This is a genomic window from Streptomyces sp. NPDC021100 (assembly GCF_044333095.1).
Classification (GTDB): Bacteria; Actinomycetota; Actinomycetes; order Streptomycetales; family Streptomycetaceae; genus Streptomyces.
This window is the reverse complement of sequence record NZ_JBIRQH010000002.1, coordinates 572,075-598,147: the sequence shown is the minus strand read 5'-3', so window position 1 is coordinate 598,147 and position 26,073 is coordinate 572,075. Positions and strand designations below refer to the sequence as shown.

At 74.7% G+C, this 26,073-nt stretch carries 15 protein-coding genes and 2 pseudogenes; 4 read left to right on the top strand and 13 right to left on the bottom strand.

The features are described from left to right. Positions 1 to 28: 28 nt before the first annotated feature. From ACH4PU_RS06115 to ACH4PU_RS06070, 10 genes are all read right to left on the bottom strand, one after another. The gene (locus tag ACH4PU_RS06115) at positions 29 to 1,828 is read right to left on the bottom strand and encodes a gamma-glutamyltransferase family protein (RefSeq protein ID WP_398266717.1); all 1,800 of its coding nucleotides are present in this window, start codon (positions 1,826 to 1,828) and stop codon (positions 29 to 31) included. A gap of 50 nt (positions 1,829 to 1,878) precedes the next feature. After that, entirely contained in the window at positions 1,879 to 2,784 is a 906-nt protein-coding gene (locus ACH4PU_RS06110; protein ID WP_398266715.1) for an LLM class flavin-dependent oxidoreductase, read from the bottom strand. Between the two features lie 4 nt (positions 2,785 to 2,788). After that, complete coding sequence (locus ACH4PU_RS06105; RefSeq protein WP_398266713.1) at positions 2,789 to 3,763, bottom strand: hypothetical protein; 975 nt, start codon at positions 3,761 to 3,763, stop codon at positions 2,789 to 2,791. Next, positions 3,760 to 4,242, bottom strand: coding sequence for a VOC family protein (locus ACH4PU_RS06100; protein ID WP_398266711.1), 483 nt, complete (start codon positions 4,240 to 4,242; stop codon positions 3,760 to 3,762). The genes ACH4PU_RS06105 and ACH4PU_RS06100 overlap by 4 nt, the downstream gene beginning before the upstream one ends. Further along, positions 4,239 to 13,034, bottom strand: coding sequence for an amino acid adenylation domain-containing protein (locus ACH4PU_RS06095; RefSeq protein WP_398266709.1), 8,796 nt, complete (start codon positions 13,032 to 13,034; stop codon positions 4,239 to 4,241). The genes ACH4PU_RS06100 and ACH4PU_RS06095 overlap by 4 nt, the downstream gene beginning before the upstream one ends. 85 nt (positions 13,035 to 13,119) lie before the next feature. Continuing rightward, complete coding sequence (locus tag ACH4PU_RS06090) at positions 13,120 to 14,130, bottom strand: class I SAM-dependent methyltransferase (RefSeq protein WP_398266705.1); 1,011 nt, start codon at positions 14,128 to 14,130, stop codon at positions 13,120 to 13,122. Between the two features lie 5 nt (positions 14,131 to 14,135). Beyond that, positions 14,136 to 15,383 carry an MFS transporter gene (locus ACH4PU_RS06085; protein ID WP_398266702.1) on the bottom strand — a complete coding sequence of 416 codons (1,248 nt, stop codon included), beginning with the start codon at positions 15,381 to 15,383 and terminating at the stop codon, positions 14,136 to 14,138. Further along, positions 15,380 to 16,666, bottom strand: a complete 1,287-nt coding sequence (locus ACH4PU_RS06080) for a lysine N(6)-hydroxylase/L-ornithine N(5)-oxygenase family protein (RefSeq protein WP_398266699.1) — start codon at positions 16,664 to 16,666, stop codon at positions 15,380 to 15,382. The genes ACH4PU_RS06085 and ACH4PU_RS06080 overlap by 4 nt, the downstream gene beginning before the upstream one ends. Further along, the gene (locus ACH4PU_RS06075) at positions 16,663 to 17,685 is read right to left on the bottom strand and encodes an OsmC family protein (protein ID WP_398266696.1); all 1,023 of its coding nucleotides are present in this window, start codon (positions 17,683 to 17,685) and stop codon (positions 16,663 to 16,665) included. Before ACH4PU_RS06075 ends, ACH4PU_RS06080 begins: the two co-directional genes overlap by 4 nt. Continuing rightward, positions 17,682 to 18,998, bottom strand: coding sequence for a trans-sulfuration enzyme family protein (locus ACH4PU_RS06070; RefSeq protein ID WP_398266693.1), 1,317 nt, complete (start codon positions 18,996 to 18,998; stop codon positions 17,682 to 17,684). Before ACH4PU_RS06070 ends, ACH4PU_RS06075 begins: the two co-directional genes overlap by 4 nt. A 267-nt stretch (positions 18,999 to 19,265) precedes the next feature. On the opposite strand from ACH4PU_RS06070, the gene ACH4PU_RS06065 reads away from it, so the two are divergent. From ACH4PU_RS06065 to ACH4PU_RS06055, 3 genes and pseudogenes are all read left to right on the top strand, one after another. Beyond that, positions 19,266 to 20,222 carry a 2OG-Fe dioxygenase family protein gene (locus tag ACH4PU_RS06065; protein ID WP_398266690.1) on the top strand — a complete coding sequence of 319 codons (957 nt, stop codon included), beginning with the start codon at positions 19,266 to 19,268 and terminating at the stop codon, positions 20,220 to 20,222. Beyond that, positions 20,212 to 20,646: a GFA family protein gene (locus ACH4PU_RS06060; RefSeq protein WP_398266687.1), complete on the top strand. Its 435-nt coding sequence runs from the start codon at positions 20,212 to 20,214 to the stop codon at positions 20,644 to 20,646. Before ACH4PU_RS06065 ends, ACH4PU_RS06060 begins: the two co-directional genes overlap by 11 nt. Further along, a pseudogene (locus ACH4PU_RS06055) lies at positions 20,643 to 21,788 on the top strand (MalY/PatB family protein); the annotation flags it as partial. The gene ACH4PU_RS06060 and the pseudogene ACH4PU_RS06055, both read left to right, overlap by 4 nt. A gap of 60 nt (positions 21,789 to 21,848) precedes the next feature. Here ACH4PU_RS06055 and ACH4PU_RS06050 read toward each other — a convergent pair. Then, the gene (locus tag ACH4PU_RS06050) at positions 21,849 to 23,426 is read right to left on the bottom strand and encodes a BTAD domain-containing putative transcriptional regulator (protein WP_398266684.1); all 1,578 of its coding nucleotides are present in this window, start codon (positions 23,424 to 23,426) and stop codon (positions 21,849 to 21,851) included. 654 nt (positions 23,427 to 24,080) lie between these two features. On the opposite strand from ACH4PU_RS06050, the gene ACH4PU_RS06045 reads away from it, so the two are divergent. Then, entirely contained in the window at positions 24,081 to 24,260 is a 180-nt protein-coding gene (locus ACH4PU_RS06045; RefSeq protein WP_398266680.1) for a hypothetical protein, read from the top strand. Positions 24,261 to 24,470: 210 nt separating this feature from the next. Here ACH4PU_RS06045 and ACH4PU_RS06040 read toward each other — a convergent pair. Together ACH4PU_RS06040 and ACH4PU_RS06035 are read right to left on the bottom strand one after the other, a co-directional pair. Then, positions 24,471 to 24,638, bottom strand: a pseudogene (locus tag ACH4PU_RS06040) (helix-turn-helix domain-containing protein); the annotation flags it as partial. A gap of 81 nt (positions 24,639 to 24,719) precedes the next feature. Then, positions 24,720 to 26,045 carry a CAP domain-containing protein gene (locus ACH4PU_RS06035; RefSeq protein ID WP_398266677.1) on the bottom strand — a complete coding sequence of 442 codons (1,326 nt, stop codon included), beginning with the start codon at positions 26,043 to 26,045 and terminating at the stop codon, positions 24,720 to 24,722. Positions 26,046 to 26,073: the final 28 nt, after the last annotated feature.

Here is a 26,073-nt window from a genome sequence, read left to right as displayed (position 1 = left end):
TCCTCCTGAGTGTCGGGTGGTCATCCGGTCACCGCACCACGCCGTACGCCTGGCCGCCGCGCGGGCTGGCGGCGGCGAGCACGCCGCCGTCACCGTCGGGGCCGGTGGCGCAGACCTTGCCGAGGCTCAGCGCGGGCGCCTTCCTGATCTCGTGCCCCCGGCGCTCCAGTTCGGTGATGGTGGCGTCCGGGAATCCGCCCTCCTCGACGACCACGCCGAGCGGGCGGGCCTGGCGGGGGTGGAACGAGGTGGGCACGTGCTCGGTGTGGAAGGTGGCCGCCTCGACGGCCTCCTGCGGGGACATGCCGAAGTCCACGTGGTTGACGAAGAAGTTGAGCGTCCACTGGTCCTGCTGGTCGCCGCCGGGCGTGCCGAAGGCGAGGTGCGGCCGGCCGTCGTCCGTGCGGACGATGGTGGGGCTGAGCGTGGTGCGCGGCCGCTTGCCGGGAGCGAGCTGGTTGATGTGGCCCTCGGCGAGCCAGGCCATCTGCCCGCGCGTGCCGAGCGGGAAGCCGAGCCCCGGCACGACGGGCGAGCTCTTGAGCCAGCCGCCGCTGGGGGTGGCGACCACCATGTTGCCGTCCTTGTCGGTGGCGCTGACGCAGGTGGTGTCGCCCTTGCCGGCGGTCTTGCGGACGACGGTGGGGATGCCGTTGTGGAGCTCGGCCCGCCATTCGGGCTCGACCGGGCCGTCCGTGGCGTCGAGGACGGGCGGGATCCACGGCTCGCGGCCGCCGGGGGCGCCGGGCCGGAGGACGGCCGACGCCTCGGGGCCGATGAGCGCCCGGCGGGCGTCGGCGTAGGCGGGGTCGAGGAGCGCGGCGAGCGGGACGTCGGCGTGCTCCGGGTCGCCGTACCAGGCCTCGCGGTCGGCGAACGCCAGCTTGGCGGACTCGATGACGGTGTGGAGGTGGTCGGCGCTGCCGAAGCCCATCGCGCCCAGGTCGTAACCGGCCAGCAGGGACAGCTGCTGGAGGAAGACCGGGCCCTGGGACCAGGGGCCGGGCTTGTGCACCAGCATGCCCCGGTAGTCGAGGGTGGCGGCCCGCTCGACGCCGGGCCGCCAGCGGGCCAGGTCGGCGCCGGTGAGCAGGCCCTTGTGCGGGACGCCGGTGGAGTCGATGACCTCGGTGGTGGTGACGAACGTGTCGATCGCCTCGGCGACGAAGCCCTCGTAGAACGCCTTGGTCGCGCCGTCCGCCTGGGCCTCGCGGCCGGACCCGGCGGCCTCGGCCTCGGCGACGAGCCGGCGGTAGGTGCGGGCCAGGTCCGGGTTGCGCATCCGGGAACCGGCCTTGGGGACCTCGCCGTTCCGCAGGTAGGCGGCCCCGGACGCGGTCCAGTGGTCGCGGAACAGCGGCGCCAGCGCCTCGATCATCAGGGCGGCGCGGGGGAGCAGCGGGTAGCCGTGCTCGGCGTAGCCGATGGCCGGTTCGAGGACGTCGGCGACGCGCAGCCGGCCGTGGTCGCGCAGGACGCGCATCCACGCGCCGAAGGCGCCGGGGACGCAGGCCGCGACGAGGCCGGAGCCGGGGATCGCGTCCAGGCCGAGGGCGCGGACGGCGTCGACGGTGGCGGCCTCGGGCATCGGGCCCTGTCCACAGACGACCGTGACCTCGCCGGTCGCGCCGTCGTGCACCATGATCGGTACGTCGCCGGCCGGGCCGTTGAGGTGGGGCTCGACGACCTGGATCACGAACGCGGCGGCCACCGCGGCGTCGAAGGCGTTGCCGCCGCGGTCGAACATCGCGTGCCCCGCGGCGGACGCGAGCCAGTGGGTGGAGGAGACGGCGCCCTGCGTGCCGTGGAGCTCGGGACGGAACAGCACAGGAGGAGAACCCTTTCGGGACGGGCCGGACGGCCGGGGAGGGGAAGGGGTTACGCGGCGCGGCCGGGCAGCAGGACCTCGTTCGCGACGTCCTCCAGCACGGAGAAGTCGCCCTGGTACGGGAAGTCGGGGCGCGGCCAGTGCACGACGAGGTCGGTGATCCCGATGCCGCCGAGGAGGCCGCAGGCGTCGCGGTAGGTCTCGACGGACTCCAGGACGCCGTCGATCATCGCGCCGGTGACCACCAGCCGGCGGACGGAGGCGGGGTCGCGGCCGATCGCCTCGCACTCCTTGTCCAGCAGCGCCGACTGTTCGCGGAGCACCGGGAGCGCCTGGTCGTAGCGGACCGGTTCGCCGTGTCCCGGCCAGGCGATGGTGACCCAGATGTCGGCGTGGCAGGCGGCCAGCCGGATGCCCCGCGGTCCGGTGGCGGCGACGGCGAGGGGCGCGCGTGGGCGCTGGACGCAGCCGGGGTGCAGTCGGGCGCCGGTCGTGGTGAACCAGTCGCCCCGGTACGTGGTCTCCGGCTCGCGCAGCAGCTGGTCGGTCAGGTCGACGAACTCGGCGAAGCGGTCCGCCCGTTCGCGCGGGTCGAGCCGGCGCAGTCCGAGGGCCTCGTCGTCGAACCCGCCCGCCCCGGCGCCGACCCCGCAGATCGCCCGGCCGCCGGAGATGTCGTCCAGCGTCATGATCTCCTTGGCGAAGGCGACGGGGTGGCGGATGCCGGGGCTGGCCACCATCGTGCCGATGCCGATGCGGGAGGTCGCCGTGGCGGCGGCCGTCAGGGTGGGCATGGTCGCGAACCACGGCTTCTCGCGGAACCAGCGCCACATCAGGTGGTCGTAGGTCCAGGCGTGGTCGAAGCCCAGCCGCTCCGCCGTCACCCAGCGCTCCCGGGCCTGCTGCCAGCGCTGCTCGGGCAGGATGATGATTCCGTGTCGCATCGTCTCAGCCATGTTCTCAGCCGTTCCTTCGGGGGCTCGTCGGTCCGGTGCCCGTGGGCTCGGCGCCGGCGGCGGTGGCCAGCGCGGCCGTGCGGAGCACGATGTCGGTGAGCTCGTTCTCGCAGGCCAGGACGTCCGGCGTGCACAGCTCGTCCGGGGCGGGCCCGGGGTAGTGGGCGACGGACGGGTAGAGCCCGTTCGTCGTCAGGTCCATCGCCACCGCCTTGCAGCGGCGCAGGAGCTGGGCCAGCACCTCCTGGCCGGCGACCGGGGCGCGCAGGGTGAGGAAGTAGCAGTCGAAGACGCTCGTCCACATCCGGGGCTGCCGCTCGGGCGGGTTGTCGACCAGGTGCTGGAGCAGCGACCGACCGTCGGCGACCAGCTTGGCGGCGGTCCCCAGGTGGATCCGGTGGCCGAGCGCCACCTCCCGCACCAGGGCGCCGGCCTCGCCCGCCGGCACCGGCGGCACCTTCCGGCCGCGGAACAGGCTGCGCACGGCCGGGAAGTCGGCCGCCCAGGTGCCGCTGAACGTGCTGTGCAGCCGGTACATGCTCGGCCGGATGACCGCGTTGTAGACGGCGGGAGTGCTGGATCCGGTGTACAGCATCATGGCGCTGTACGCCCGGACGTGGTGGTGGATCTCCCGGGCCGTCGCCAGGTCCTCCTCCTCGCCCGCGCCGAGCCGGTCGAGGGCGGCGGCGACGAGCCGCCAGAGGACGAACGAGATGTGGTGCCCGGTGATCCACCGGAACCAGAAGAGGCGTTCCAGCCCCTCCTCCGTCACCGGTTCGGTGAGCAGGGCCCCCTCGTCGGCGGCGGCCAGCAACTCCCGGCAGGCCGCCCGGAGTTCCGGCCCCGCGTCCGGGGCGAGCGGCCACGGGTCGCCGGGGTGCGGCAGGGTCAGCGGTTCGAGTGCGTAGGGGTAGTCGCCGAAGTCCCAGCCGCGCGCGCCGGGCAGGGAGAGGGCGACCGCGGTCGCGTTGCGGCTCATCGGGTGCTTCCCGGGACGGAGGGGACGTAGGTGAACTCGATTTCCAGGCCGTTGACGTCGAGGCAGTAGAAGCTCCGCACTCCCTCGGCGTCGGTGACGATCCCGGACGGCGGGTCGGGCAGCAGGAAGTCGTACCGCCCGGACGCGTACAGCTCCTGCCACAGCTCCCGGCGGCGGGCGAGCTCCTCCGGCGTGTCCACGGCGAGGCAGACGTGCTGGAACTGGACGCGGTCCTCGGGCCCGCGCTCCCGTACGCGGGTGGTGCGCTCGATCAGGTGCAGCCGGACGCCCCCGGCGACGATCTCGGTGATCCGGGACACCCCGGGCAGCCGGCTGAGCGTCAGCTCCGAGAAGGTCTCGGCGGTCCAGGTCGGCCGGCAGCCGAGGAAGTCCCGGTACCAGGCGAGGGAGTTGTCCAGGTCGAAGGTCTGGACCCCGACGTGGTGCAGGTGTGCCGTGGGCACGGTGGGTGTCGTCACCGGATTCCTCCGCGGTGGTCGTTCCGGTCGGTCGCGTCGGTCGCGCCGTGTGGGGTCAAAGCGGCCAGCCGCCGGTCGAGCTCCGGACCGATCGCGGCGAGCGGCGCCGGCCGGGTCATGCCGCCGTGGTCGCAGTCCACGGCGTGGACGTCGAGCCGCCCGGCCAGGTACGGGCGCCACAGCTCCGGGGTGTACGGCGAGCCGTCCGGCTTGTCCGCCGCCGCCCGGAACAGCACCGCGTCACCGTCGAACCGGCCCAGGACCGGGTCGGCGTACACGCGGCTCATCTCCCGGTAGACCCGGACCAGCGACGCCACGTCCACGTCCGCCGTGCCCGCGAGGGTGCCGTCCGGGGCGAGGTCCTGCCCCAGCGAGGAAGCCAGCGCCCGGAGCGCCGAGGCCTCGTCGGCGTCCTGCTCCCCGCCCGCGTCCTCCGGGGTGCGGGGGTAGGCGTCCAGCAGGGCCAGCAGCGGGACCTCCGCGCCCTCCTCCCGGAGCCGCACCGCCAGCATGTGCGCGATCAGCCCGCCGACGGACCAGCCCAGCAGGGCGTACGGCCCGTCCGGGCACACCTCGCGGATCCGGGCCAGGTAGTCCTTCACCACGTCGTCCGGCGTGCCCGCCGTGTGCTCCGGCGTGCCCAGGCCGGGCGCCTGGAGGGCGTACACCGGCCGGCCGGGGGCCAGGAAGCGGAGCAGGCCGGTGTAGACCCAGCCGGTGCCGGCCGCCGGGTGGACGCAGAACAGCGGGGTACCGGTGCCGCCGCGCAGCCGCAGCAGCGGCGCCAGCGGGTCCGCCGCGCCGGCCTCGCCGGCGGCCGTCCGCCGGGCGAGCGCGGCCGGCGTCGGGGCGTCCAGCAGGTCCCGGATGGTGACGTGGACGCCGCACGCCGCCCGGAGCCGGTCGGCGAGGCGGACGACGAGCAGCGAGTGCCCGCCCAGGTCGAAGAACGAGTCGTCAGGACCCACCCGTTCCACCTCCAGCACCTCGGTGAACAGCGCGCACAGCAGCTCCTCGCGCGCGGTGCGCGGTGCGCCGCCCCGGGCCGCCCCGGCGAAGTCGGGCGCCGGGAGCGCGGCCCGGTCGAGCTTGCCGTTGGGCGTCAGCGGCAGTGCGCCGAGGACGACCACGGCGGCCGGGACCAGCGGGGCGGGCAGGAACCGCGCGGCGTCGCGCCGCACCTCCTCCTGGTCGAGGGCGGCGCCCGGCGCGGGCACCACATAGCCGACCAGCCGCCGGCCGCCGTCCCCTGATTGGTGCACCGCCGCCGCGGCCCGGGCCACGCCCGGCCGCTCGCGGAGCACGCCCTCGATCTCGCCGAGCTCGATCCGGTGCCCGCGCACCTTCACCTGGCCGTCGGCGCGCCCGGCGAACTCCAGCACGCCGTCGGTCCGCCACCGCGCCAGGTCGCCGGTGCGGTACAGGCGGGAGCCGGGCGGGCCGAACGGGTCGGCGACGAAGCGTCCGGCGGTCAGCGCGGGCCGGTCCAGGTAACCACGGGCCAACTGCGCGCCTGCGATGTACAGTTCGCCGACCGTGCCGGTGGGCGCCGGCCGCAGCCGGCCGTCCAGGACGTACGCCCGGACGCCGGGGAACGGCCGGCCGATCGGCACCGGCCCGGACGGCGCCGGCGCGCCCGGCGGCAGCCGGTGGTCGCAGCAGTTGACGGTCGACTCGGTCGGCCCGTACGCGTTCACCACCCAGGCGCCCGGGTGCCGCTCCCGCCACCCCTGGAGCGCCCTGCCGTGCAGCGCCTCGCCGCCGATCACCAGGCAGGCGCCCGGGGACGCCTGCTCGGGCAGGGACGCCAGCAGCTCCAGGTGGCTGGGGGTGGCCTTGAGGAAGTCGGGCCGCGGCGCGTCGTCTTCGCCCAGCTCGGCCAGGTGGACGCGGCCGCCGCTGACGAGCTGGCCGTACAGCGCCGTCACCGTCAGGTCGAAGGCCACCGACGAGTGCACGGTGCTCGTCCCCGGGACGCCCGGGTAGGCCGTGCGGAGATAGCGCAAGTAGGCGGCCAGCGCCCGGTGTTCGACGACGACGCCCTTCGGGCGGCCGGTCGAGCCGGAGGTGTGGATGACGTACGCGGGGTGGGCCGGGTCCAGGGCGGCCGTCCGCTCGGCGTCGGTGACGTCGCCGTCGGCGTACGCGCCGGTGTCCACCGGCCCGTCGAGGACGACGCGCGGCGCCGCGTCGGCGAGCAGGTAGGCGATCCGCTCGGCCGGGTACGCCGGGTCCACCGGCACGTACGCCGCCCCGGCCTTCCACACCGCGAGCAGGGCCACGACCAGGTCGATCGAGCGGGGGAGCACCACCGCCACCCGGTCCTCCGGGCCGGCGCCCCGGGCGATCAGGTACCGGCCCAGCCGGTTGGCGCGGCGGTTGAGCTCGGCGTAGGTGAGGGACGCGTCGCGGTGGACGACGGCCGGCGCGCCGGGATTCCCGTCGGCCCGCTCCTCGATCATCCGGTGCGCGAACAGCTCGCCCTCACCGGCCGGTTCGGGGGCCGGGGCGCCGTTCCACCCGGTCAGCAGCCGATGCCGCTCCTCCGGCCCGACCACGTCGATCTCCGACAGCCGGGCGCCGGGGTCGGCGAGGACGGCGGCCAGGACGCGATGCAGGCGCTCGGCGACGGCGACGACCGTCCCGTGGTCGAACAGGTCGGTGCTGTAGTCGATGTTCCCCCGCACCCCGAGCGGCTCGCCGTCCGGCCCGAACTCCTCGCGCAGGTTCACCGAGAGGTCGAACTTGGCGACCTCCAGCGGCTCGTCGAGCGGCTCGGCGGCCAGGCCGGGCAGCCGGACCGCCGTGTCGGCCAGGTTGCTGTTGAACGGCATCATCACCTGGAACAGCGGGTGCCGCCCCGCCGAACGCGCCGGGTTGAGCTCCCTGACCAACTGCTCGAAGGGGACGTCCTGGTGGGCGAAGGCGGCGAGACCGGTGTCGCGGACGCGGGTGAGGAGCTCGTCGAACGTGGGGTCGCCGCCCAGGTCGTTGCGGAGGACGACGGTGTTGACGAAGAAGCCGACCAGGTCGTCGAGGGCCTCGTCGGAGCGTCCGGCGACCGGGGTGCCGACGGGGATGTCCGTACCGCCGGTCAGCTTCCCCAGCAGGACGGCCAGGGCCGCCTGGAACACCATGAACGTCGTCACCCCGCGCCGCCGCGCCAGCTCCGCCAGGCCCGCGTGCGCGCCGGCCTCCACGAACAGGTCGACGGTTCCGCCCCGGTAGGAGGCGGCGGCCGGGCGCGGCCGGTCGAAGGGGAGTCCCATCTCGTCGGGTATGCCCAGCAACGCACCCTTCCAAAAGGCGAGTTGCGCGGCGGCCCGGCTCTCGGGGTCGGCGGGGTCGCCGAGCAGGTCGCGCTGCCAAAGGGTGTAATCGGCGTACTGGACGGGCAGCGGCGCCCACTCCGGCGCCTCGCCCCGGCGGCGCGCGGTGTACGCCGCGCCGAGGTCGCGGACGAGCGGCTCCAGCGACCAGCCGTCGGAGGCGATGTGGTGCACCACGACCATCAGCACGTGCTCGTCCGGGCCGAGCGCGTACAGCCACGCCCGCAGCGGGATCTCCCGCGTCAGGTCGAACGTCCGCCGGGCGTCCTCCCGCAGTCGCCCGTCGAGCGCGGCGGCGTCGAGGCGTACGGCCTCCAGCGCCGGGACCGCCTCGTCCGGCGGCAGGATCCGCTGGACGGGCTGTCCGTCGGCCTCCGGGTAGACCGTCCGCAGGCTCTCGTGCCGCGCCACCACGTCCCGCAGCGCCGCCCGCAGGGCGTCGGCGTCCAGCGGGCCCGAAAGCCGGGAGACCAGCGGGTTGTTGTACGTCGGACTCGGGCCCTCCAGCCGGTCGAGGAACCACAGCCGCTGCTGCGCGGACGACAGCGGGACGCGCTCCGGGCGCGGCCCCGCCGCCAGGGCGTGCCCGGCGGCGCCCGCCGTGCCGACGATCTCGGCGAGCCCGGCCGGCGTCGGCCGCTCGAAGAGGGCGCGGACCGGCAGATCGGCGCGGAGCCTGCCGCGGACCCGGCTCATCACCTTGGTCGCGGTCAGCGAGTGCCCGCCCAGCGCGAAGAAGTCGTCGTCGATCCCGGCCCCCGGCGCGTCCAGCACCTCGGACCAGATCTCGCACAACACCTTCTCCACCCAGGTGCGGGGCCGCCGCGACGCCTCGGCGGCGGGCGCGGGCAGGTGCCGGCGCTCCAGCTTGCCGTTGGGGCTCAGCGGCATCCGGTCCAGGGTGACGAACGCCGACGGCACCATGTAGTCCGGCAGGGACGCGGCGACGTACCGGCGCAGCGCCTCCGGCCCGGCGGCCGGGCCGTTCGGGACGACGTACGCGACGAGCCGCTTGACCGACGGCCGGTCCGCCACCGCCAGGACCGCCACCTGGGCGACGTCCGGGTGGCGCCGCAGCAGCGCCTCGATCTCGCCCAGCTCGATCCGGAAGCCGCGGATCTTCACCTGGTGGTCGGCCCGACCGGTGAACAGCAGCTCCCCGTCGGCCCGCCAGCGCACCAGGTCGCCGGTGCGGTAGAGGCGGGAGCCGGGCGGGCCGAACGGGTCGGCCACGAACCGCCCGGCGGTCTGCGCGGGCCGGTTGAGGTAGCCGCGCGCCAGCTGGGCGCCGCCGATGTACAGTTCGCCGATCACGCCCGGGGCGACGGGCTGGAGCCACCGGTCGAGGACGTACACCGTGGTGTTGCCGATGGGCCGGCCGATCGGCGGGTCCGCCGGCCAGTCCGCCGGGTCGGCGGGCATCCGGTAGCCGGTGGCCATGTGCGTCTCGGTGGGACCATAGCAGTTGTCCAGGCGCCGCCCGCCCGCCTCGGCGAAGAGGTCCTTGACGGCCGACGAGAGGACGAGGGCCTCGCCCCCCTGGCCGACGTGGCGCAGCGCCGGGAGACGGGTGCCGGCGGCGCGGGCCGCCTCGCACACCGAGTTCAGCACCAGGTTCGGCACCACGGTCAGGTCGCTCACCTCGTGCTCGGCGAGCCAGGCCACCAGCTTCTCGGCGTCCTTGCGGATCGCGTCGTCCGGGACGAGCACGCACCCGCCGGAGGTGGTGGCGATGAGGAGCTCCATCGGCGAGACGTCGAAGCTGGTCGCCGAGAACAGGGCGATGCGGGCGGGCGGTTCGATCGTCGCCCACCAGGTGACCAGGTTGACGAGGGCGCCACCGGGCATCGACACGGCCTTCGGCACGCCGGTGGAGCCGGAGGTGTAGATGACGTAGCAGGGGTGCGCGGGCAGCAGCGGGGCGGTCCGCTCGGCGTCCGTGAGGTCGCCGGACGGCAGGTGGGACACGTCGGGCAGCTCGGAGAGGACCGTCGTCGGGCGGGCGTCCTCCAGCATGAACGCGTTCCGCTCGGCCGGGTACTCCCCGTCGATCGGCAGATAGGCGCCACCGGCCTTCAGGACCGCCCAGACGGCGACCACGAGGTCCGCCGAGCGCGGCAGCCGCAGCGCGACCAGCGCCTCCGGGCCGACGCCGAGGCCGACGAGGTGCCGGGCGAGCCGGTTGGCCCGGGCGTTGAGCTCGGCGTACGTCAGGGTGCCGGTGGCGGCCTGGACGGCCGGCGCGTCGGGGGTGCGGGCCGTCTGGGCCTCCAGCAGCGCGGGGAGGGTGGTGTCCGGCACGTCGAGCGCGGTCGCGTTCCACTCGACGAGGATCCGCGTGCGCTCCTCGGGTGAGAGGACGTCGACCGCGCCGCACGGCCGGCCGGGCTCCGCCGTCACCGCCGCCAGGACGCGGACGAGCCGGGCTGCCATGGCTTCGACCGTGGACGCGTCGAAGAGGTCGGCGTTGTACTCGATCTGCCCGTCGACCCCCTGATGGTCCTTCCGCTCATGGAAGTTGACGTTCAGGTCGAACCGGGCCACGCCCAGCACCGGCCGCCGCCCGGTCACCGCGAGCCCCGGCAGGGACAGCGCGGTGTCCGGCTCGTTCATCGTCAGCGACACCTGGAACAGCGGGTTCCGGGCCAGCGAGCGCACCGGGTTGACCGCCTCCACGACCTGCTCGAAGGGGATGTCCTGGTGGGCGAAGGCCGCGAGGTCGGTGTCGCGGACGCGGGCGAGGAGCTCGTCGAAGGTCGGGTCGCCGCTCAGGTCGGTGCGGAGGACGAGGGTGTTGACGAAGAAGCCGACGAGATCGTCGAGGGCTTCGTCCGAGCGTCCGGCGACGGGCGTGCCGACGGGGATGTCCGTGCCGCCGCTGAGCTTCGCCAGCAGCAGGGCCAGGGCCGCCTGGAACACCATGAACGTCGTCACCCCGCGCCGCCGCGCCAGCCCGGCGAGCCGCCGGTGGACCTCCGCGTCCAGGTGGAAGTCGGCCGTCCCGCCCCGGTAGGAGGCGACGGCCGGGCGCGGCCGGTCGAAGGGGAGGCCGAGCTCGTCGGGTATGCCCTCCAACGCCTGGGTCCAGAATGCCTGTTGGCGGGCGGCCGGGCTGTCGGGGTCGGCGGGGTCGCCGAGCAGGTCGCGGTGCCAGAGGGTGTAGTCGGCGTACTGGACGGGCAGTGGGGCCCGGCCCGGTGCCTCACCCCGGACGCGGGCGGCGTACGCCTCGCCCAGGTCCCGGACGAGCGGGTCCAGCGACCAGCCGTCCGTGGCGATGTGGTGCACCAGCAGCAGCAACGTGTGCTCGCCGGGCCCGACTCCGTACAGCCACGCCCGTACCGGGAGTTCGCGGGAGAGGTCGAACGTCCGCCGGGCGTCCTCCTCCAGCCGCGCGTCGAGGGCGGAGGCGCCGAGGTGTACGGTCTCCAGCTCGGGGACCGCCTCGTCGACCGGCACGACGTGCTGCACGGGCTGCCCGTCGAGCTCCGGGAAGACCGTCCGCAGGCTCTCGTGCCGCGCCACCACGTCCCGCAGCGCCGCCCGCAGGGCGCCGGCGTCCAGGGGACCCGAAAGCCGGGAGACCAGCGGGACGTTGTACGTCGGGCTCGGGCCCTCCAGGCGGTCGAGGAACCACAGCCGCCGCTGCGCGGACGACAGCGGGACGGGATCCGGGCGGGGGCCGGCCGTCAGCGGGGCGGCGGGCCGCTCGGGAGCGTCCGCGAGCCGTGCGGCGAGCGCGGCCGGCGTCGGGGCGTCGAAGACGTCCCGGACGGACGGGCGCGCCCCGAGGGCGGCGCCGACCCGGCCGACCAGCCGCATCGCCAGCAGCGAGTCGCCGCCCAGCTCGAAGAACGAGGCGTCGGCACCCACCCGCTCCACCCCCAGCACCGCCGCGAAGTGCGCGCACAGCACCCGCTCGGCGTCGGTGCGCGCCTCCCGGCCGCCGGTGGCCGCCGCCACCGGACCGGGGTCGGGGAGCGCCGCGCGGTCGAGCTTGCCGTTGGGGGTCAGCGGCAGCGCGTCCAGCAGGGTGACCGAGGCCGGGACGAGGTGCTCCGGCAGCCGGTCGGCCGCGAACCGCCGCACGTCGGACGGGGTGACCTCGCCGGCCGGCACGACGTACGCGACCAGCCGGCGGTCGCCCTCCCCGAACCGGTGCGCGCGCACGGCCGCCGCCGCCACCGCCGGGTGCTCGCGGAGGACCGCCTCCACCTCGCCCGGCTCGATCCGGAAGCCCCGGACCTTCACCTGGTCGTCGGCCCGGCCCACGTAGCGCACCAGGCCGTCGGCGCCCCGCCGGACGAGGTCGCCGGTCCGGTACATCCGTCCGGGCGCGAACGGGTCGGCCACGAACCGGGCCGCCGTCGCGCCGGGCCGGCCCAGGTAGCCACGCGCCAACCCGGCTCCGGAGACGTACAGTTCGCCCGCCTCGCCGTCCGGGACCGGCCGCAGGCGGCCGTCCAGCACGTAGGCGTCGCCGTGTGCGACCGGCCGGCCGATCACCACGTCCTCCGCCGCGTCGGACGCCGCCCACAGCGCGTCCACCACGCACTCGGTGGGGCCGTACAGGTTGTGCGCGGTGATGCCGGAGGTGGCGCGCAGCTCGCGCCACAGCGGTTCGGGCAGCGCCTCGCCGCCGAGAACGACGAGCCGGGGCCGGGCGGCCGGGTCGCGGACCAGGCCGTGCGGCAGCAGCTGCTCCAGGTGGGACGGGGTGAGGTCGACGACGTCCACGCCGTGCCGGGTCACGTACGCGGTGAGCGCGGCCGGGTCGCGGCGGGTGTCGTCGTCCAGCAGGTGCAGCTCGTGGCCGGCGACCATGGCCAGCACCGGGTCCCAGGACGCGTCGAAGGCGAGCGGGGAGACCAGGGCGACCCGCAGCCGGTCGCCGGCCGCCACCTTCGCGTACTGCGGGGCGACGTGGTGGTGCAACAGGGCGGCCAGGGCGCGGTGTTCGACGACGACGCCCTTGGGCGTGCCGGTCGAGCCCGAGGTGTGGACGACGTACGCGGCGTGGGCGGGGTCCAGGGGCGCGCGACGGTCGGCGTCGGTGACGGGGGTGTCCGGGAGGCCGGAGAGGCCGGTCTGGTTCAGTGGACCGTCCAGCACCACCGCGCAGTCCGCCGCCCGGACCACGGACGCGATCCGGCCGGCCGGCTGGGCGGGGTCCACCGGGACGTACGTGCCGCCGGCCTTGAGCACCGCGAACAGCGCCACCAGCGCGTCCGCCGAGCGGGGCAGCACCACCGCCACCCGCGTCTCCGGTCCGACGCCCCGGGCGATGAGGTACCGGGCCAGCCGGTTGGCCCGGGCGTCGAGCTCCGCCCGGCTGAGCGCGTCGGTGCCGCAGACCACGGCCCGCTCGTCCGGGTACCGGCGGGCCCGCTCCTCGAACACCTCGTGCACGAGCGGTACTTCGCGCATCTCGCCGCCCTCCGTCCCGTCACTCTTCGCCGTCATCGGCCCTCGCTTCACGCCTGTTCACGCCTGTTCACTCTGGTGGCCCGCCGGCCGTCGTCCCGTCATGCCGTGGTCGCCCCGGCGGTCACCGGGGTTCGAGTTCGAAGATGACCTCGTTGGCGACCATGCCGATGTCGTGCTTGTGCCGCAGCCGCCAGCCGCTCTCCGCGAAGACGCCCTCCCAGTCGGCCATGGTGGGCATGAAGGTGCCCATCAGGTCGTGCGCCACCTCGAAGCCGAGCATGAACACCGGCATCTCCGCGTCGGGCACGCCCACCGAGCGGGTGGCGTCGCCGAGCAGGAACCGGCGGGCGTTCGGGAAGAGTTCGCGGAGCCTGGTGAGGGTCGCCACGCACTGCTCGCGGGGCCAGAAGTCGTGCCCGGCCATGAAGCAGGTCAGCAGGTCCACCTCGGTGAACTCGGGGCGCGGGTCCATGGTCAGCATGTCCGCCTCGACGAAGGACAGCCGGCCGGCGAGACCGGCGTCCGCCGCGTCGGCCGCCGCCACCTTCAGCGAGTCCCCGGCGATGTCCACGCCCAGGCCGCGGGCGTCGGGGTGCCGGCGCAGAATCTGCATCAGCCGCTCGCCGCTGCCGCAGCCCAGGTCGGCCGCCACCCGGACGTCGAAGTCCAGGCCCTCCATCGCCCGCCAGAACCACGGGTCGTAGCAGAAGACGCTGATCTCCTTGCAGGAGCGGGCGATGGCGACGGGATCGCGCTGGTAGAAGGTGCCGACGCGGTTCTCGTTGCGGAGCACCGACGGCATCTGGCGGAACAGCTCGCCGCTGCCGCGCACCAGCCAGTGGAAGAGGGAGCGGGTGCGCTGGATCTCGGCGAAGTCCTCCGCCGGCACCACCCGGGTGCCGTCCCGGCGGACGACGCCGACCGAGGCGAGCGCCCGGAACATGCCCAGCGTGGACGCCGGGTCGAGGTCGTGGCGGGCGGCGAAGTCGGCCGTGTCCAGGGAGCCGCGCTCCTGGAGCTCGTCGAGCGCGCCCACCTCCCAGGCCGCGCCGATCGCCCACGCGGCGACGGCAGAGTTGTAGATGCGGGCGGAGGCCGCCCAGGACGCGGCGTCCGTGTCCGTCGTCGTCATTGTCGTCACCTGTCCATTCCGATGGAGGGTTCAGTGGTGGGGAGGTCTGTGGGCGGCCGCTCGGCCGCCGGCCGGGTACGGATCCGCGCGCCGCCCGCGCACACCCCGGCGGCGGCCACGAGCAGCAGCCCGCCGGCGCCGGAGGCCGCGAAGCCCCAGCCGGGCGACGAGCGGTCCATGACGAAGCCGATCGCGGGGGAGCTCAGGGCGCCGCCGAGCCGGGTCGCCGAGTCCTGGAGGCCCATGGCCATGCCGCGGGCGTGCGGCGGCGCGAGCCGGCTGACGCTCTCGGCGATGGCCGCCAGCGTCGGCGCGCACACCAACTGCATGGGCACCAGGGCCAGTCCGAGCAGCCACCACGGTCCGGAGACCAGGCCGGCGGGGATCACCAGCAGGGACAGCAGCGCCATCAGCGCGGACTGCGGCAGCGAGCGGGGCAGGGCGCCGTGGACGACGCCGCCGACGATGGACCCCAGGGCCAGGATGGCGACCGCCACCCCGGTCCAGGCGGTCTCGCCGCCGGCCCGGAGCACGGCCACCAGGGCCAGTTCCGTCCCGCCGAGCACGAACAGCACGCCCATGGAGATCAGCAGCGTGGCCGTCATGCGCCCGTCGAGCCAGGTCCGCGGGCCGTCCGGGGCGGCCGCCGCCGCCTCCTTCTTGCCGCGCAGAGGCGGATTCTGCACGTACAGCAGCACCGCCGTCACGGCGACGACCGCGCCGATCACCGTCAGGGCGAGCCGGCTGGAGAACTGGGTGGCCAGGTAGATGCCGACGGCCGGGCCGACGATGAAGGACGTCTCCATCGCGACGGCGTCCACCGAGAACGCCGTCCGCCGCCGGTCCTCCGGCACCAGCGCCGTGATGACCTGCCGGGAGAGCGAACTCACCGGGATCACCAGCGCGCCCGCCGGGAACGCGGCGACCAGCAGGGCCTCGTACGGCAGCCAGGGGACGCCGATCCAGTACGCGGTGGCGACCGTGGCGCAGACCGCGACCACCGGCCGCAGGCCGTGCCGGTCCAGGGCCCGGCCGACCGCCGGCGCGCCGACCATCGTGCCGACGGTGGTGGAGGTCGCGACGAGACCGGCGGCCACATAGCCCCGGTGCAGCCCGTTGACCACGTGCAGGGTCAGAGTCAGCCCCATCGCCGTGACCGGCAGCCGGGCCACGAACATCAGCAGCACCGAGCGGGTCATGCCCGGGACGGCGAACACCTCGCGGTAGAGGCGCGGGCGCGCTTCGGCGGTCACGGGCGGTCCCCCACGCGGTCCCGGGGCCCGAGGGCCGACTCGTCCGCCTTGAGGTCGTAGTGCTCCCGGCCCAGCAGGCTGTTGAGGATCACGGCCGAACGCCAGGCGGCCAGCGACAGGTTGGGGTCGGCCACGCCGTGGGTGTGCCGCGCCGCGCCCTGGACGTAGATCCGGTGCCGGTCGGGTCCTTCCCAGCGCACCCGGTAGTCGGCCTCGACCGCGTAGCCGTCGTCGGTGACGGGCATCCGGTCGCGCAATCCGTCCATGCAGGACGGGATTTCGGTGCGGTAGCCGGTGGCCAGGACGACCGTGTCGCAGGACAGGGCGCGCCGGCCGCCGGTGACGGTGTCCTCCAGCTCGGCGCGGAACCCGCCGTCGGCGTCCGCGAGCCCGGTGAGCCGCACCCCGGCCAGCAGGTCGTGGGTGAACGGACCGTCGGTGAGGTAGTCGAGCGCGTACAGCCGCTCGTACACCCGGGCCAGCAGCTCGCGGGTGATCCCGGTGCCGGCGGACCGCTGCCGCTCCAGCAGGGCGGCGCGCCGGCCGGCCGGGAGCTCGCGGAAGTACTCGACGTAGCGCGGGTTGAACCACTCGTCGGCGAACGGCGAGTCGTCCAGCGGGGCGAAGCCCTCGCGCCCGGTGACCCAGGTCAGCCGGCGCGGCAGCCCGGCCCGGCCGGACATCAGGTCGAGCGCCACCTCCGCCGCGCTCTGCCCGCCGCCGACCAGCAGCACGTCCCGGCCGTCCAGCCGGTCCTCCCGGCCGAGGTGGTCGGCGGCGTGCCACAGGCGGCGGCCGGTGACGCCGCGGGCGAAGTCGGGGACGTACGGGGTCCGGCCGACGCCGAGGACCACGTGGTCGGCCCGGTGGACGCGGCGGCCGGTGCGGACGGCGAACCCGTCGCCGTCGTGCTCCACCGCCTCGACCCGCTCGCCGAGCCGGACGTCCAACTGCTGGGCGGCCCAGGTGAAGTACTGGTCGAACTCCTTGCGGCTGACGTGGTCGGCGGCGGCGATCAGGTGCCGGTACAGCCGGCCCCGCTCGTGCAGGAAGCTCAGGAAGCCGAAGCGGCTGCGCGGATCGACCAGGGTGACCAGGTCCTTCACCGCGCTGACCTGGAGCCGGGAGTCGGTCCAGAGCAGGCCGGGGTGCCAGGCGACGGAGTCGCGGGCCTCCAGGGCGGTGACGCGGAGGCCGTCGACCGGCTCGGCCAGGGCGGCCAGGCTCAGGTTGGCCGGTCCCGCGCCGACGGCGAGGACGCGGAGGGCGCCGTCTCGGTTCATGCCGGACACGACTCCACCCGGTGCGAGGCCAGCCGGACGGCCGGGGCTGCCTCGATCAGGTACCGCACCTCGGACGCGGCCCACGCCGCCGCGGCGGCCTTCTCCAGCTCCGCGCCGGAGAGCCCCGCCGCGTCCGACACGGCGCACTCCATGTCCTGGAGCTGGACGACGGCCGACGGGTCCGCCTGGAGCAGCCCTCCGACGTCCTCCGTGCCGCGGACGGTGACCCGCCACGTCACGGCCCGGCCGGTGAGCTCACGGGCGATCCGGCCCAGGTGCGAGGCGACGTCGGCGGCGAGGCCCATCAGCAGGTACTCCTGCGGGTTCGGACCCCAGTCGACGCCGGTCAGCTGCTTGGGCGCGTCCACACGCAGTTCGCCGCCCGGCTCCTGATCGCCCGGCGCTTGGTCGCCCGGCTCCTGGTCCAGCGGGACGGACGCGAGCTGGGTGCCGCTGATCCAGCGGACCCGGCAGGCGGCCGGGCGGCCGGTGGCCGGCGCGCCCTCCGTCGTGGCGGTGTGCGCCGGGGCGGCGTCCGGCCCGTACCGCAGGGCGACCGGGACCGGGCGGGTCAGGGTGGTGTAGTTGGGGCTGAACTGCTCGACCTGGCCGACGAGTTCGGCGACCGTCTCGTCGTCCGGCACCCCGCCGACGTCGATCCGGCTCGTCACCGCGCCGCCGTCCCAGGCGATGTCCATGTCGGCGCTCTCGAAGACCACCGACTGGGCGCTGCCGCCGCCGACCAGCGTGGTCAGCGCGCAGGAGGCGACGCCGGTGAGGGCCAGGTGCATCGGCAGCGGACCCTCGGCGCCGGGCGCGTCGGAGACGTCCCGGAGCTCCACCGAGAAGCGGCGCGCCGACTTCACCGTGCCGAACAGCGCGGGACCGATCTTCGCCGACAGCCCCCGGTACGGCGAGGACTGCGCCTCGGCCGAGTAGCGGAACGCCGCCTCGGCGGGGTCGTTGCGGATCTCGTGGACCACTTCGCTGAAGCCGGCCGTGTTGAAGCTGTTCCTCATCGCATGTCCTCCTCTGCCGGAGCGCCGAGCGCCTCGTCCAGGTCCCGGACCAGATCGCGGACGTTCTCGATGCCCACCGAGAACCGGACCAGGCCGGGATTGATGCCGATCCGGGACCGCTGGCGGGCGGTGAGCGAACTGTGCGAGGTATTGCTCGGCATGCTCACCAGGGATTCGACGCCGCCCAGGCTCGTCGCCACATAGGGAATCCGGAGTTTCTTCATGAATTCCAGTGCGGCCTCGTCACCACCGCGCACCTCGAAACTCACCATGCCGCCGAAACCGCCGTAGTCCGCGTGTTCCAGGCCGGCATAGCGGGGGCCGCCGAGTTCCGGGTGGTGAACGGCCGCGACGCGTTCGTGCCCGGCCAGGAAACGCGCCACTTCCCGGGCGTTGGCGTTCTGCGCGCGGACGCGCAGCGGAAGGGTCTTCATTCCCCTTTCGAGGAGGAAGGCGGCGAGCGGTTCCAGGGTGCCGCCGAAGCGCAGCGCCTGCGCCCAGATGCGGTCCAGGAACTTGCGCCGGCCGACGACCGCGCCGGCGGTCAGGTCGCTGTGGCCGGCGAGGTACTTGGTGGCGCTGTGCACGACGACGTCCGCGCCGAGCTCCAGGGGGCGCATGTTGACCGGGGTGAGGAAGGTGTTGTCCACCACGAGGAGGGCGTTGGCCTCCTTCGCGATCTCCGCGAGGCCGCGCACCGACGGCGCCTTCAGCAGCGGGTTGGTCAGCGTCTCGAAGAACAGCAGCTGGGTCTCCGGGCGGATCGCCGCGCGGACCGCGTCCAGGTCGCAGGGGTCGACGAACGTCACCTCGCGGCCGGCCGACGGCATGTCCTCGCGCAGCAGGTTGTAGGTGCCGCCGTAGACGTCGTAGGCCGAGACGATGTGGCTGCCCGCGTTGGTCAGGGCGTAGATCGTGCTGGCCGTGGCGCTCATCCCGGAGGACGTCACCAGCGCGCTGCGGCTGCCCTCCAGGGCGGCGATCTTCTCCTGCACGGACCACTGCGAGGGGTTGCCGTACCGGGTGTAGATGGGGACGTCGCGGGAGGTTCCGTCGGAGAAGGCCGCGTAGCTGGCGTCGTCCAGCAGGAAGGTGCTGGTCTGGAAGACCGGGGTGCCCACCGCGCCCGTCACCGGGTCCTCGTACGTCCCCGCGTGCACGGCGAGCGTCTCCGGCGAGACCTCCCGGGACAGCACCCGGTGGTGCGGCGTGACGGGCCCCGCGAACCGCGAGCGGGTGAGGTCGCCGAACCACTTGGCGCCGTCGTTGCGGCCCTCTTCGAAGCCGATCGCCGTACGGCTCTCTTTCGCCACGAGCACCCCTAGCTTTTCTCCGGTACGGACGGCAATTTCGCTGTCGGGCCGAAAAGCTAGCAGCGGTCCGTCGACGAAACGTCAACGCGTTGTGGACGCGGTGTCGACGCGCTCGTCGACGTCGTTTCACGGCCCCTTCCCGATAACCGTGCGGAATATGACGACACTTGACACGGCATTCCCGCCCTCCCTACGTTGACCGCGGAATGCGGGGCCGCGGTCATGGTGACGGCCTGCCCTCGTCCGACCCATCACCATGGAGGTCGAGTGACAACCTCGGAATTCACAGTCGACGCCGTCTCCGAAATAGCGGACGTCAGATCCCGGTACGTACGCGACCGGGCGGTCTTCGTCGAGGGCGCGCGGATGACGGAGATCCTCAGGTTCCTGGGCGCCTCCGACGCGGACCTGGAACGGCTGAAGCACGTGAGCGACGGCCTGCGGGACGACCCCACCCTGCCGTTCCGCAAGTCGCGCAACGGCCGGTTCTGCCTCGACCCGGTGGAACGGCGGGCGCGCCGGTTGGAGTTCCAGCCGTTCGTCCTCTCCAAGGAGGAGGACTTCGTCCGGCACGACTCGGGCGAACTGCGGGTCTTCGAGGAGGTGCGCGACGACCTCCAGCAGAACACCGCCTTCCAGGCGCTGCTCGCCTTCAAGTTCCTGGTGATCGAGGACGTCGCGATGGCCCACCGCCCGTACCTCGACTACGCGTCGCCGCAGTGGATCTGCACCCTGTTCAACCTGCGCACCATCACCGACGCCCGGCTCCAGGGCGAGCCGGCGCTGGAGGGGGTGCACAGCGACGGCGTGGACCACACCATGACCACCCTGCTCGGCAGCACCAATATGACCGACGACAGCGCGGCGACGTTCATCCACGACATGCGCGAGGCCAACGCCGCCCGCTGGCACGAGGCCGACCCCGGGCTGCTGCTCGGCGAGGAGCGGCACCGCCACTTCCTCGACACCCTCCTGCTCGTCGACCACGAGCGGAAGCACAGCGTCTCGCCCGTGATCGCCGTCGACCCCGAACTCCCCGCGACCCGGGACATGCTGATCTTCTTCACCCGCAAGCCCGCCGGGCCGGGGCACGTCTCGCACGCCCACGACTCGCTGCGCCCGCACCCGGACCTGCCGATGACCACGGCCCTGCCCTCGCTCGACGGCCTGGCCGGGAGCACCGGCGCGCACGCCCTGGCGGGGGTGGACCACCGTGCCGGCTGACCACGACGGGACCGACGCCGCGCGCGAGATCGAGCGCGTCTGGTACGAGGGCTCCTGCCACTGCGGGGGCGTGGCGTTCTCCGCCGCCGCCAGCCGCAACCTCACCATCACCCTGTGCAACTGCGGCATCTGCTACAAGTCCGGGCACCAGGAACTGATGGTCCCGGAGGAGCGGTTCGAGCTGCACCGGGGGCAGGAGTTCCTCAAGCCGTACCGGTTCGGCAACCGGATCGCGGACCACACCTTCTGCGCGGTCTGCGGCATCATGCCCTTCTACCGCCCCCGCTCGCACCCCACCGGCTACTTCAGCGTCAACGCGCGCTGCCTGGACCTGGAGGCCGCCGAGCACATCGAGTTCGTGGAGTTCGACGGGCGCAACTGGGAGGCGAGCATGGCCGCCGGACAGCACGTCCTGACCGAATGAGCGTCCGGTACGCGGCCGGAGCCGACGCCGACGCGGATGCCGACGCGCTCCGCCGCCCGGGCCGGCTCAAGTGGGAGACGGCCGGACCGGACGGTCTCGGCGCCTGCGCCGCCGAGACCGACTACGGCACCGCCCCGCCGGTCCTCGCCGCGCTGCGCGCCGCCGTCGACCGGGACGTGCTCGGCTACCTCACCCCGTCCCTGGCCGCCGAGGCGGGCGCGGCCTGCGCCGCCTGGCAGCGGGAGAGCCACGGCTGGGACGTGGACGGGGGCGACGTCCGGCTGCTGCCCGACGTGGTCCGGGCGCTGCACGTCGCCGTCGAGCACTTCTCCCGCCCCGGCTCCCCGGTGATCGTGCCGGTGCCCGCCTACACGCCGTTCCTGGTCGTCCCGCGGCTGCTGGGCCGCGACGTCCTCCAGGTCCCCATGGCCCGGACGGCCGGCGGCCGGTACGCCCTCGACCTCGACGCGCTGGACGCCGCCTTCGCCGCAGGCGGGCACCTGCTCCTGCTGTGCAACCCGCACAACCCGACGGGACGGGTCATGGAGCCCGCCGAACTCCACGCCGTCTGCCAGCTGGTGACGAGCCGTCAGGGCCGGGTCTTCTCCGACGAGGTGCACTCCCCGCTGGTGCTCGCCGGGCGGCGGCACACCCCGTACGCCTCCCTGTCGGAGGCCGCCGCGCTGCACACCCTGACGGCCACCTCGGCGTCCAAGGCGTGGAACCTCGCCGGCCTGAAGTGCGCCCAGATGCTGCTCCACAACGACGCCGACCGGGAGCGGTGGGCGCGGCTCGGCCGGCTGGCCACCGACGGGACGGCCACCCCGGGCGCGGTGGCCGCCGTCGCCGCCTACCGGGAGGGACGCCCGTGGCTCGACGCGGTGCTCGCCCGGCTGGACCGCAACCGGCGGCTGCTCGGCGAGCTGCTGGCCGCCCACCTGCCCGAGGCCGGATACGTCCCGCCCGAGGGCACGTACCTCGGCTGGGCCGATCTCCGCGGCCTCGGCCTGCCCGGGGCGGACCTCGCGGGCTTCTTCGCGGACCAGGCCGGGGTGACGCTCGTCGACGGGCGCGACTGCGGCACGGCGGGCGAGGGGTTCGTCCGGATCAACTTCGCCACCACGGAGGCGATCCTGACCCGGGTCGTGGAGCGGATGGCCGCGGCCGTCGCCGCGTACCGGCGGGGCGGGCCCCGCGCGGCGTCACGGGCCGACGCTGGCCCGGGCGGCGAGGGTCTCCACGAAGGAGGCGGCCACCGTGTCGAGCGGACCGTTCGCGTAGGCGGCCAGGGTGCGGCGGATGGGCGGGTCCGGGAGGATCACCCGGCCGGCGAAGTGCCGGGGGACCATGTTCGCGGGGATGAGGGCGGGTCCCAGCCCGGAGTGGGTGAGCATCGGGGCGGCGGCGCTCAGTTCGGTGAGCATCGCCGTCCGCGGGTGGAAGCCGGCCGCGGCGCAGCCCTCGTCGAGGAACCGGGCGAGGCCGTTGCGGGGCGCCAGGCGCACCCAGGCGCGGTCGCGCAGGGCGGTGAACGGCAACCGGGGGCCGGAAGCGGCGGCGGCCGGGTCGTCGGGCGGCAGGACGATGGCGAACTCCTCGGTGCCCAGCAGGCGTACCGGGTGTGGCCATGCGTCGGGGAGCGGGCCGACGGCCACGTCGGCCGCTCCCGAGGTGACGGCCGCCTGGAGTTCGGCGGCGTTCATGTACTCGGTGAGGACGACCTGTGAGGCCGGGTTCTCCTGGTACCAGACGCGCAGCGCGGGCGGGATGACGCCGATGCTGATCGACTGGAGGGTGGCGACGCGCAGTTCGCCCGGGACGCGCGGGGCGGTGCCCGCGGGCCATGCCTCCGGGGGCCAGGGGCCCGGGCCGAGAAGCAGTCCGGGGCCGGCGGCGGGAGCCGGGGGAGCGAGGGGCGCCGGTGGTGCAGGCGGTCTCTCCAGCGGTTCCTGCCGCAGGACGGCCGCGTGGACGCGCCGCAGCTCCGCGCCGATGTCCACGCCGAACTCCTCGGCGAGGCAGGCCCGGGTCCGTTCGTGCACGCGCAGCGCCTCGGCCTGCCGCCCGAGCGCGGACAGCGCGGTCATCAGATGGCCGACCAGCCGCTCGCGGGTCGGGTGCCGCCGTGCCTCGGGGGCGAGTTCGGCGGCGACGAGGGCCTCCTCGCCGAGCGCCAGCCGGGCCTCGGCCAGCCCTTCGACGGCCGTCAGGCGTATCTGCTCCAGCCGCCCGCTCTCGTCGGCCAGCGCGCCGATCTCCTCGAACTCCTGGTAGGGGGAGCCCTGCCAGAGGCCGAGCGCCTCCGTGAAGACGTCCCGCGCGCCCGGCAGGTTCCGGCGGTCCAGCAGCCGGTTGCCGGCGGCCACGGTCAGTTCGAAACGCTGGACGTCCACCTGTTCCGGAGCCAGCCGCAGGACGTAGCCGGGCGCGCGGTAGTGCAGCAGGGACGGGCCGGTGCGGCCGGCCGGGGAGTCCAGGGCGCGGCGGAGATGGCAGACGTAGGACTGCAGGGTGGCCACCGCGCGGCGCGGGGGAGCGTAGCCCCACAGATCGTCGACGAGCACTCCCGTGGGCACGACCCGGCCGAGCCGGAGCAGGAGCAGGGCCAGCAGCGCGCGGTGGCGCCGCGGGCCGAGGGCCCGCTCGGCGCCGTCGTACTGGGCCGACATCGGCCCGAGGACCCGCAGCCGCAGCGCGGCCGTGTCGTCCGCCGCCGCCCGTTCCCGGAAACCGGCTTCCTCGTCACGGGCCGCGAGCCCCGTCACCATCTGCACGGACATGGGTCACCGTTCCCAGAGCAGTGCTCGGCCGCATGCCGGTACTTCGCGACATGCGTCTCTTCGTCGGGTGATCTTGGCATATGGGACGTCCGATGCCCAGGGGTGAGCGGAAGGGAGGCGTCCCCCGGCGGAGGCGGGCGGCCGTGCACGGGACTTCGGGGACGGGTTCTCCGGCGGGCGGAGAACCGGGCGAACGGGTGGGCGACTTGAACCGGGCGACGAAATGCGTGCGGTCCACGGACTCATCGGCGGTGTGCCCGCTGCGGATTCCGCGTGCTCTCGCTCAAGTACGCGAAGGATGCGAAGGGCTGCGCGGCGGGGCCGTTCTCGCGGCGGCCGCGAACGTGTCTTTCCGGCGTTTTTCCGGTGTTATGCCGACGGGGACGACAGACGGGGCCTTTCCGGTCCTCTTCTTCCCCGGACAGGTCCGTCGGTGTGCTTGTGGGGCGCGAACGTTCCGCCATCCGCGTGGTGAATCGGTTCACGCCGTACGTGACGCGAGACTTCGCCGGACACTTTTTCCGATGCTTCGTATCAGCGTAACGACGGGCTCCTCAATCGCCCGGAGGTCGCTGGAAATCCGGCGTAGAGGTTCCCGAGGGAGCACGGACCGGTGACCCGGACCATCGGGCCGTCCGCCCAGGAGGTTCTGCCATGTCCTTGCTTCCCCCCGTACTGAACAGCGCGGCCGTGCTGGCCGCCGCCACGGGACTCACGGGCGCCGTCACCTTGCTGGCGGTCGTCGTCGCCTCGGTCGCCGCCCGCAGCCCCCAACGCCGCCGGGACGCCCGGGCCACCCTCCGCATCCTCGTCCGGCGGCGTCCGCGGCGGTGAAGCGGCGCGGCGGTGAACGGCCGGTGACGGAAAGTCACGCTGTGGTCGTCTCAAATGCCGCATCGCGGTGACGGTTTGTTCCTCAGGTCCCCACGCGTCCGGCCCGGCCGGCGCCCGGAACGTCCGAAGGCAGGCCGCCGGGGACACCTCCGCCTCGGCGGACAGACGCAGGCGGAGGGAGGCGGCGCCGGTACCGGGACCGGACGCGGCGGCGATCCGGTCCACCGGCGGACCGGTGGTCTCCGGCAGCCGGCGCGCGTGCCGGACGTGCTGCCGGGTGAGCCGCTGCCCGGGTGGTACGCCCACCTCGTCGCGGAACCGGCGGCAGAACGTACGGGTGCTCGTGCCCGCCTGCCGGGACGGCTCCGCGAGGGGCAGCGGCAGGTGGAGCCGGGCGGCGGCCCAGGCGCGGACCGCCGCGGCCGAGGCGGAGATCGTCGCTCGTGGCCGTACGGCCGGTCAGGCGGCGCCGCCGAAGAGCTGGGTCCAGTAGCTGCCCGCCGGGCCGCCGCCCGCGAAGCCTGCGCCCAGGTGGGTGAAGGAGGGGGTGAGGATGTTGGCGCGGTGGCCGGGGCTGTTCATCCAGCCCTCGACGACCTCGGCGGGCGAGCGCTGGCCGCATGCGATGTTCTCGCCTATGGAGCGGTGGACGCAGCCCGCCGCGACGGCGCGGTCCCAGGGGCGGCCGCCGTCCGGGGAGACGTGGGCGTGGTAGCCGCGCGCCGCCATGTCCGCGCTGTGCGCCTGGGCCGCCGCCGTGAGCCGCGGGTCGCCGGACAGAGGGCGCAGGCCGGCGGCGGTCCGGTGGGCGTTGGTGAGGGCGAGGACGTCGGCGGCCGTGCGCGCCAGCCCGTCGGGCGTGAACGGCCGGGCCCACAGCGCCGTCCAGAACGTGTCGCCCGAGCGCCCGTCCACCGCGCGGGCCAGCCCCACCGCCGTGAGGGCGGGGTCCCGCACCGGGTCCGACGAACGGGCGTCCCCCAGGCAGAACTCCAGGAACCCGGCGGGCGACAGCGGCCCCGACACCAGCTGCTCCGCCAGCCCGAGGTACGCGTAACCGCACGCCGTGACCTGCTGGAACACCGAGATGCCGGACGGGCCCTCGGAGCCCAGCCGGCCCTGCCGGGCCATGCCGTCGGCGTGCCGGCGCGCGGCCTCGGCGAGCCGCGCGTCCGCGGCCACCGGCGGCACACCGGTCCGGGCGCGCTCCGCGTTGACGAGGGCGGCGAACGCGCGCGCGTCGTCCGGTGCGGAACCCGGGCCGGGACCGGGGTCGCGGGCGGTCGTCGTGGCGGGGGAGCCGGGCTCGTCCGCCACCTCGACGCCGAAGTCCCGCGCCACGCCCGCCAGGCCGTCCGCGTACCCCTGGCCCAGGGCGCGCAGCTTCCAGCCCGGACCGCGGCGGTAGACCTCGGCGAGCAGCAGCACCGTCTCGTCCGTCGGCCGCGGCGGCGCGAACCGGGCGAGGGCCCGGCCGCCCGGCCCGGTGACCCGCAGGCCCGGGACGGGCAGCGCGGCCGGCCGGGCCCCGGGGTCCTCGGGGCTGACGACCACCGTCAGCCGGCTCACCCCCGGGCGCAGGGCCGAACGGTCCACCACGACCCGGCCGGAACCGAGCCGGACGCCGGGCGCCGACGGCTGGTTGTAGAAGACGAAGTCGGCGTCGCCCGCCACCTTCCCGTCCGCGCCGGTGATCAGCACCGACACGTCGTAGGGGCCCGTCACCTCCACGGTCAGGGCGCCGTCGGGCAGCTCCAGGGTGGCTCCGGGGACCAGCGTGCTCATCGGTCATCACGTCCTCGCCGTACGGGAA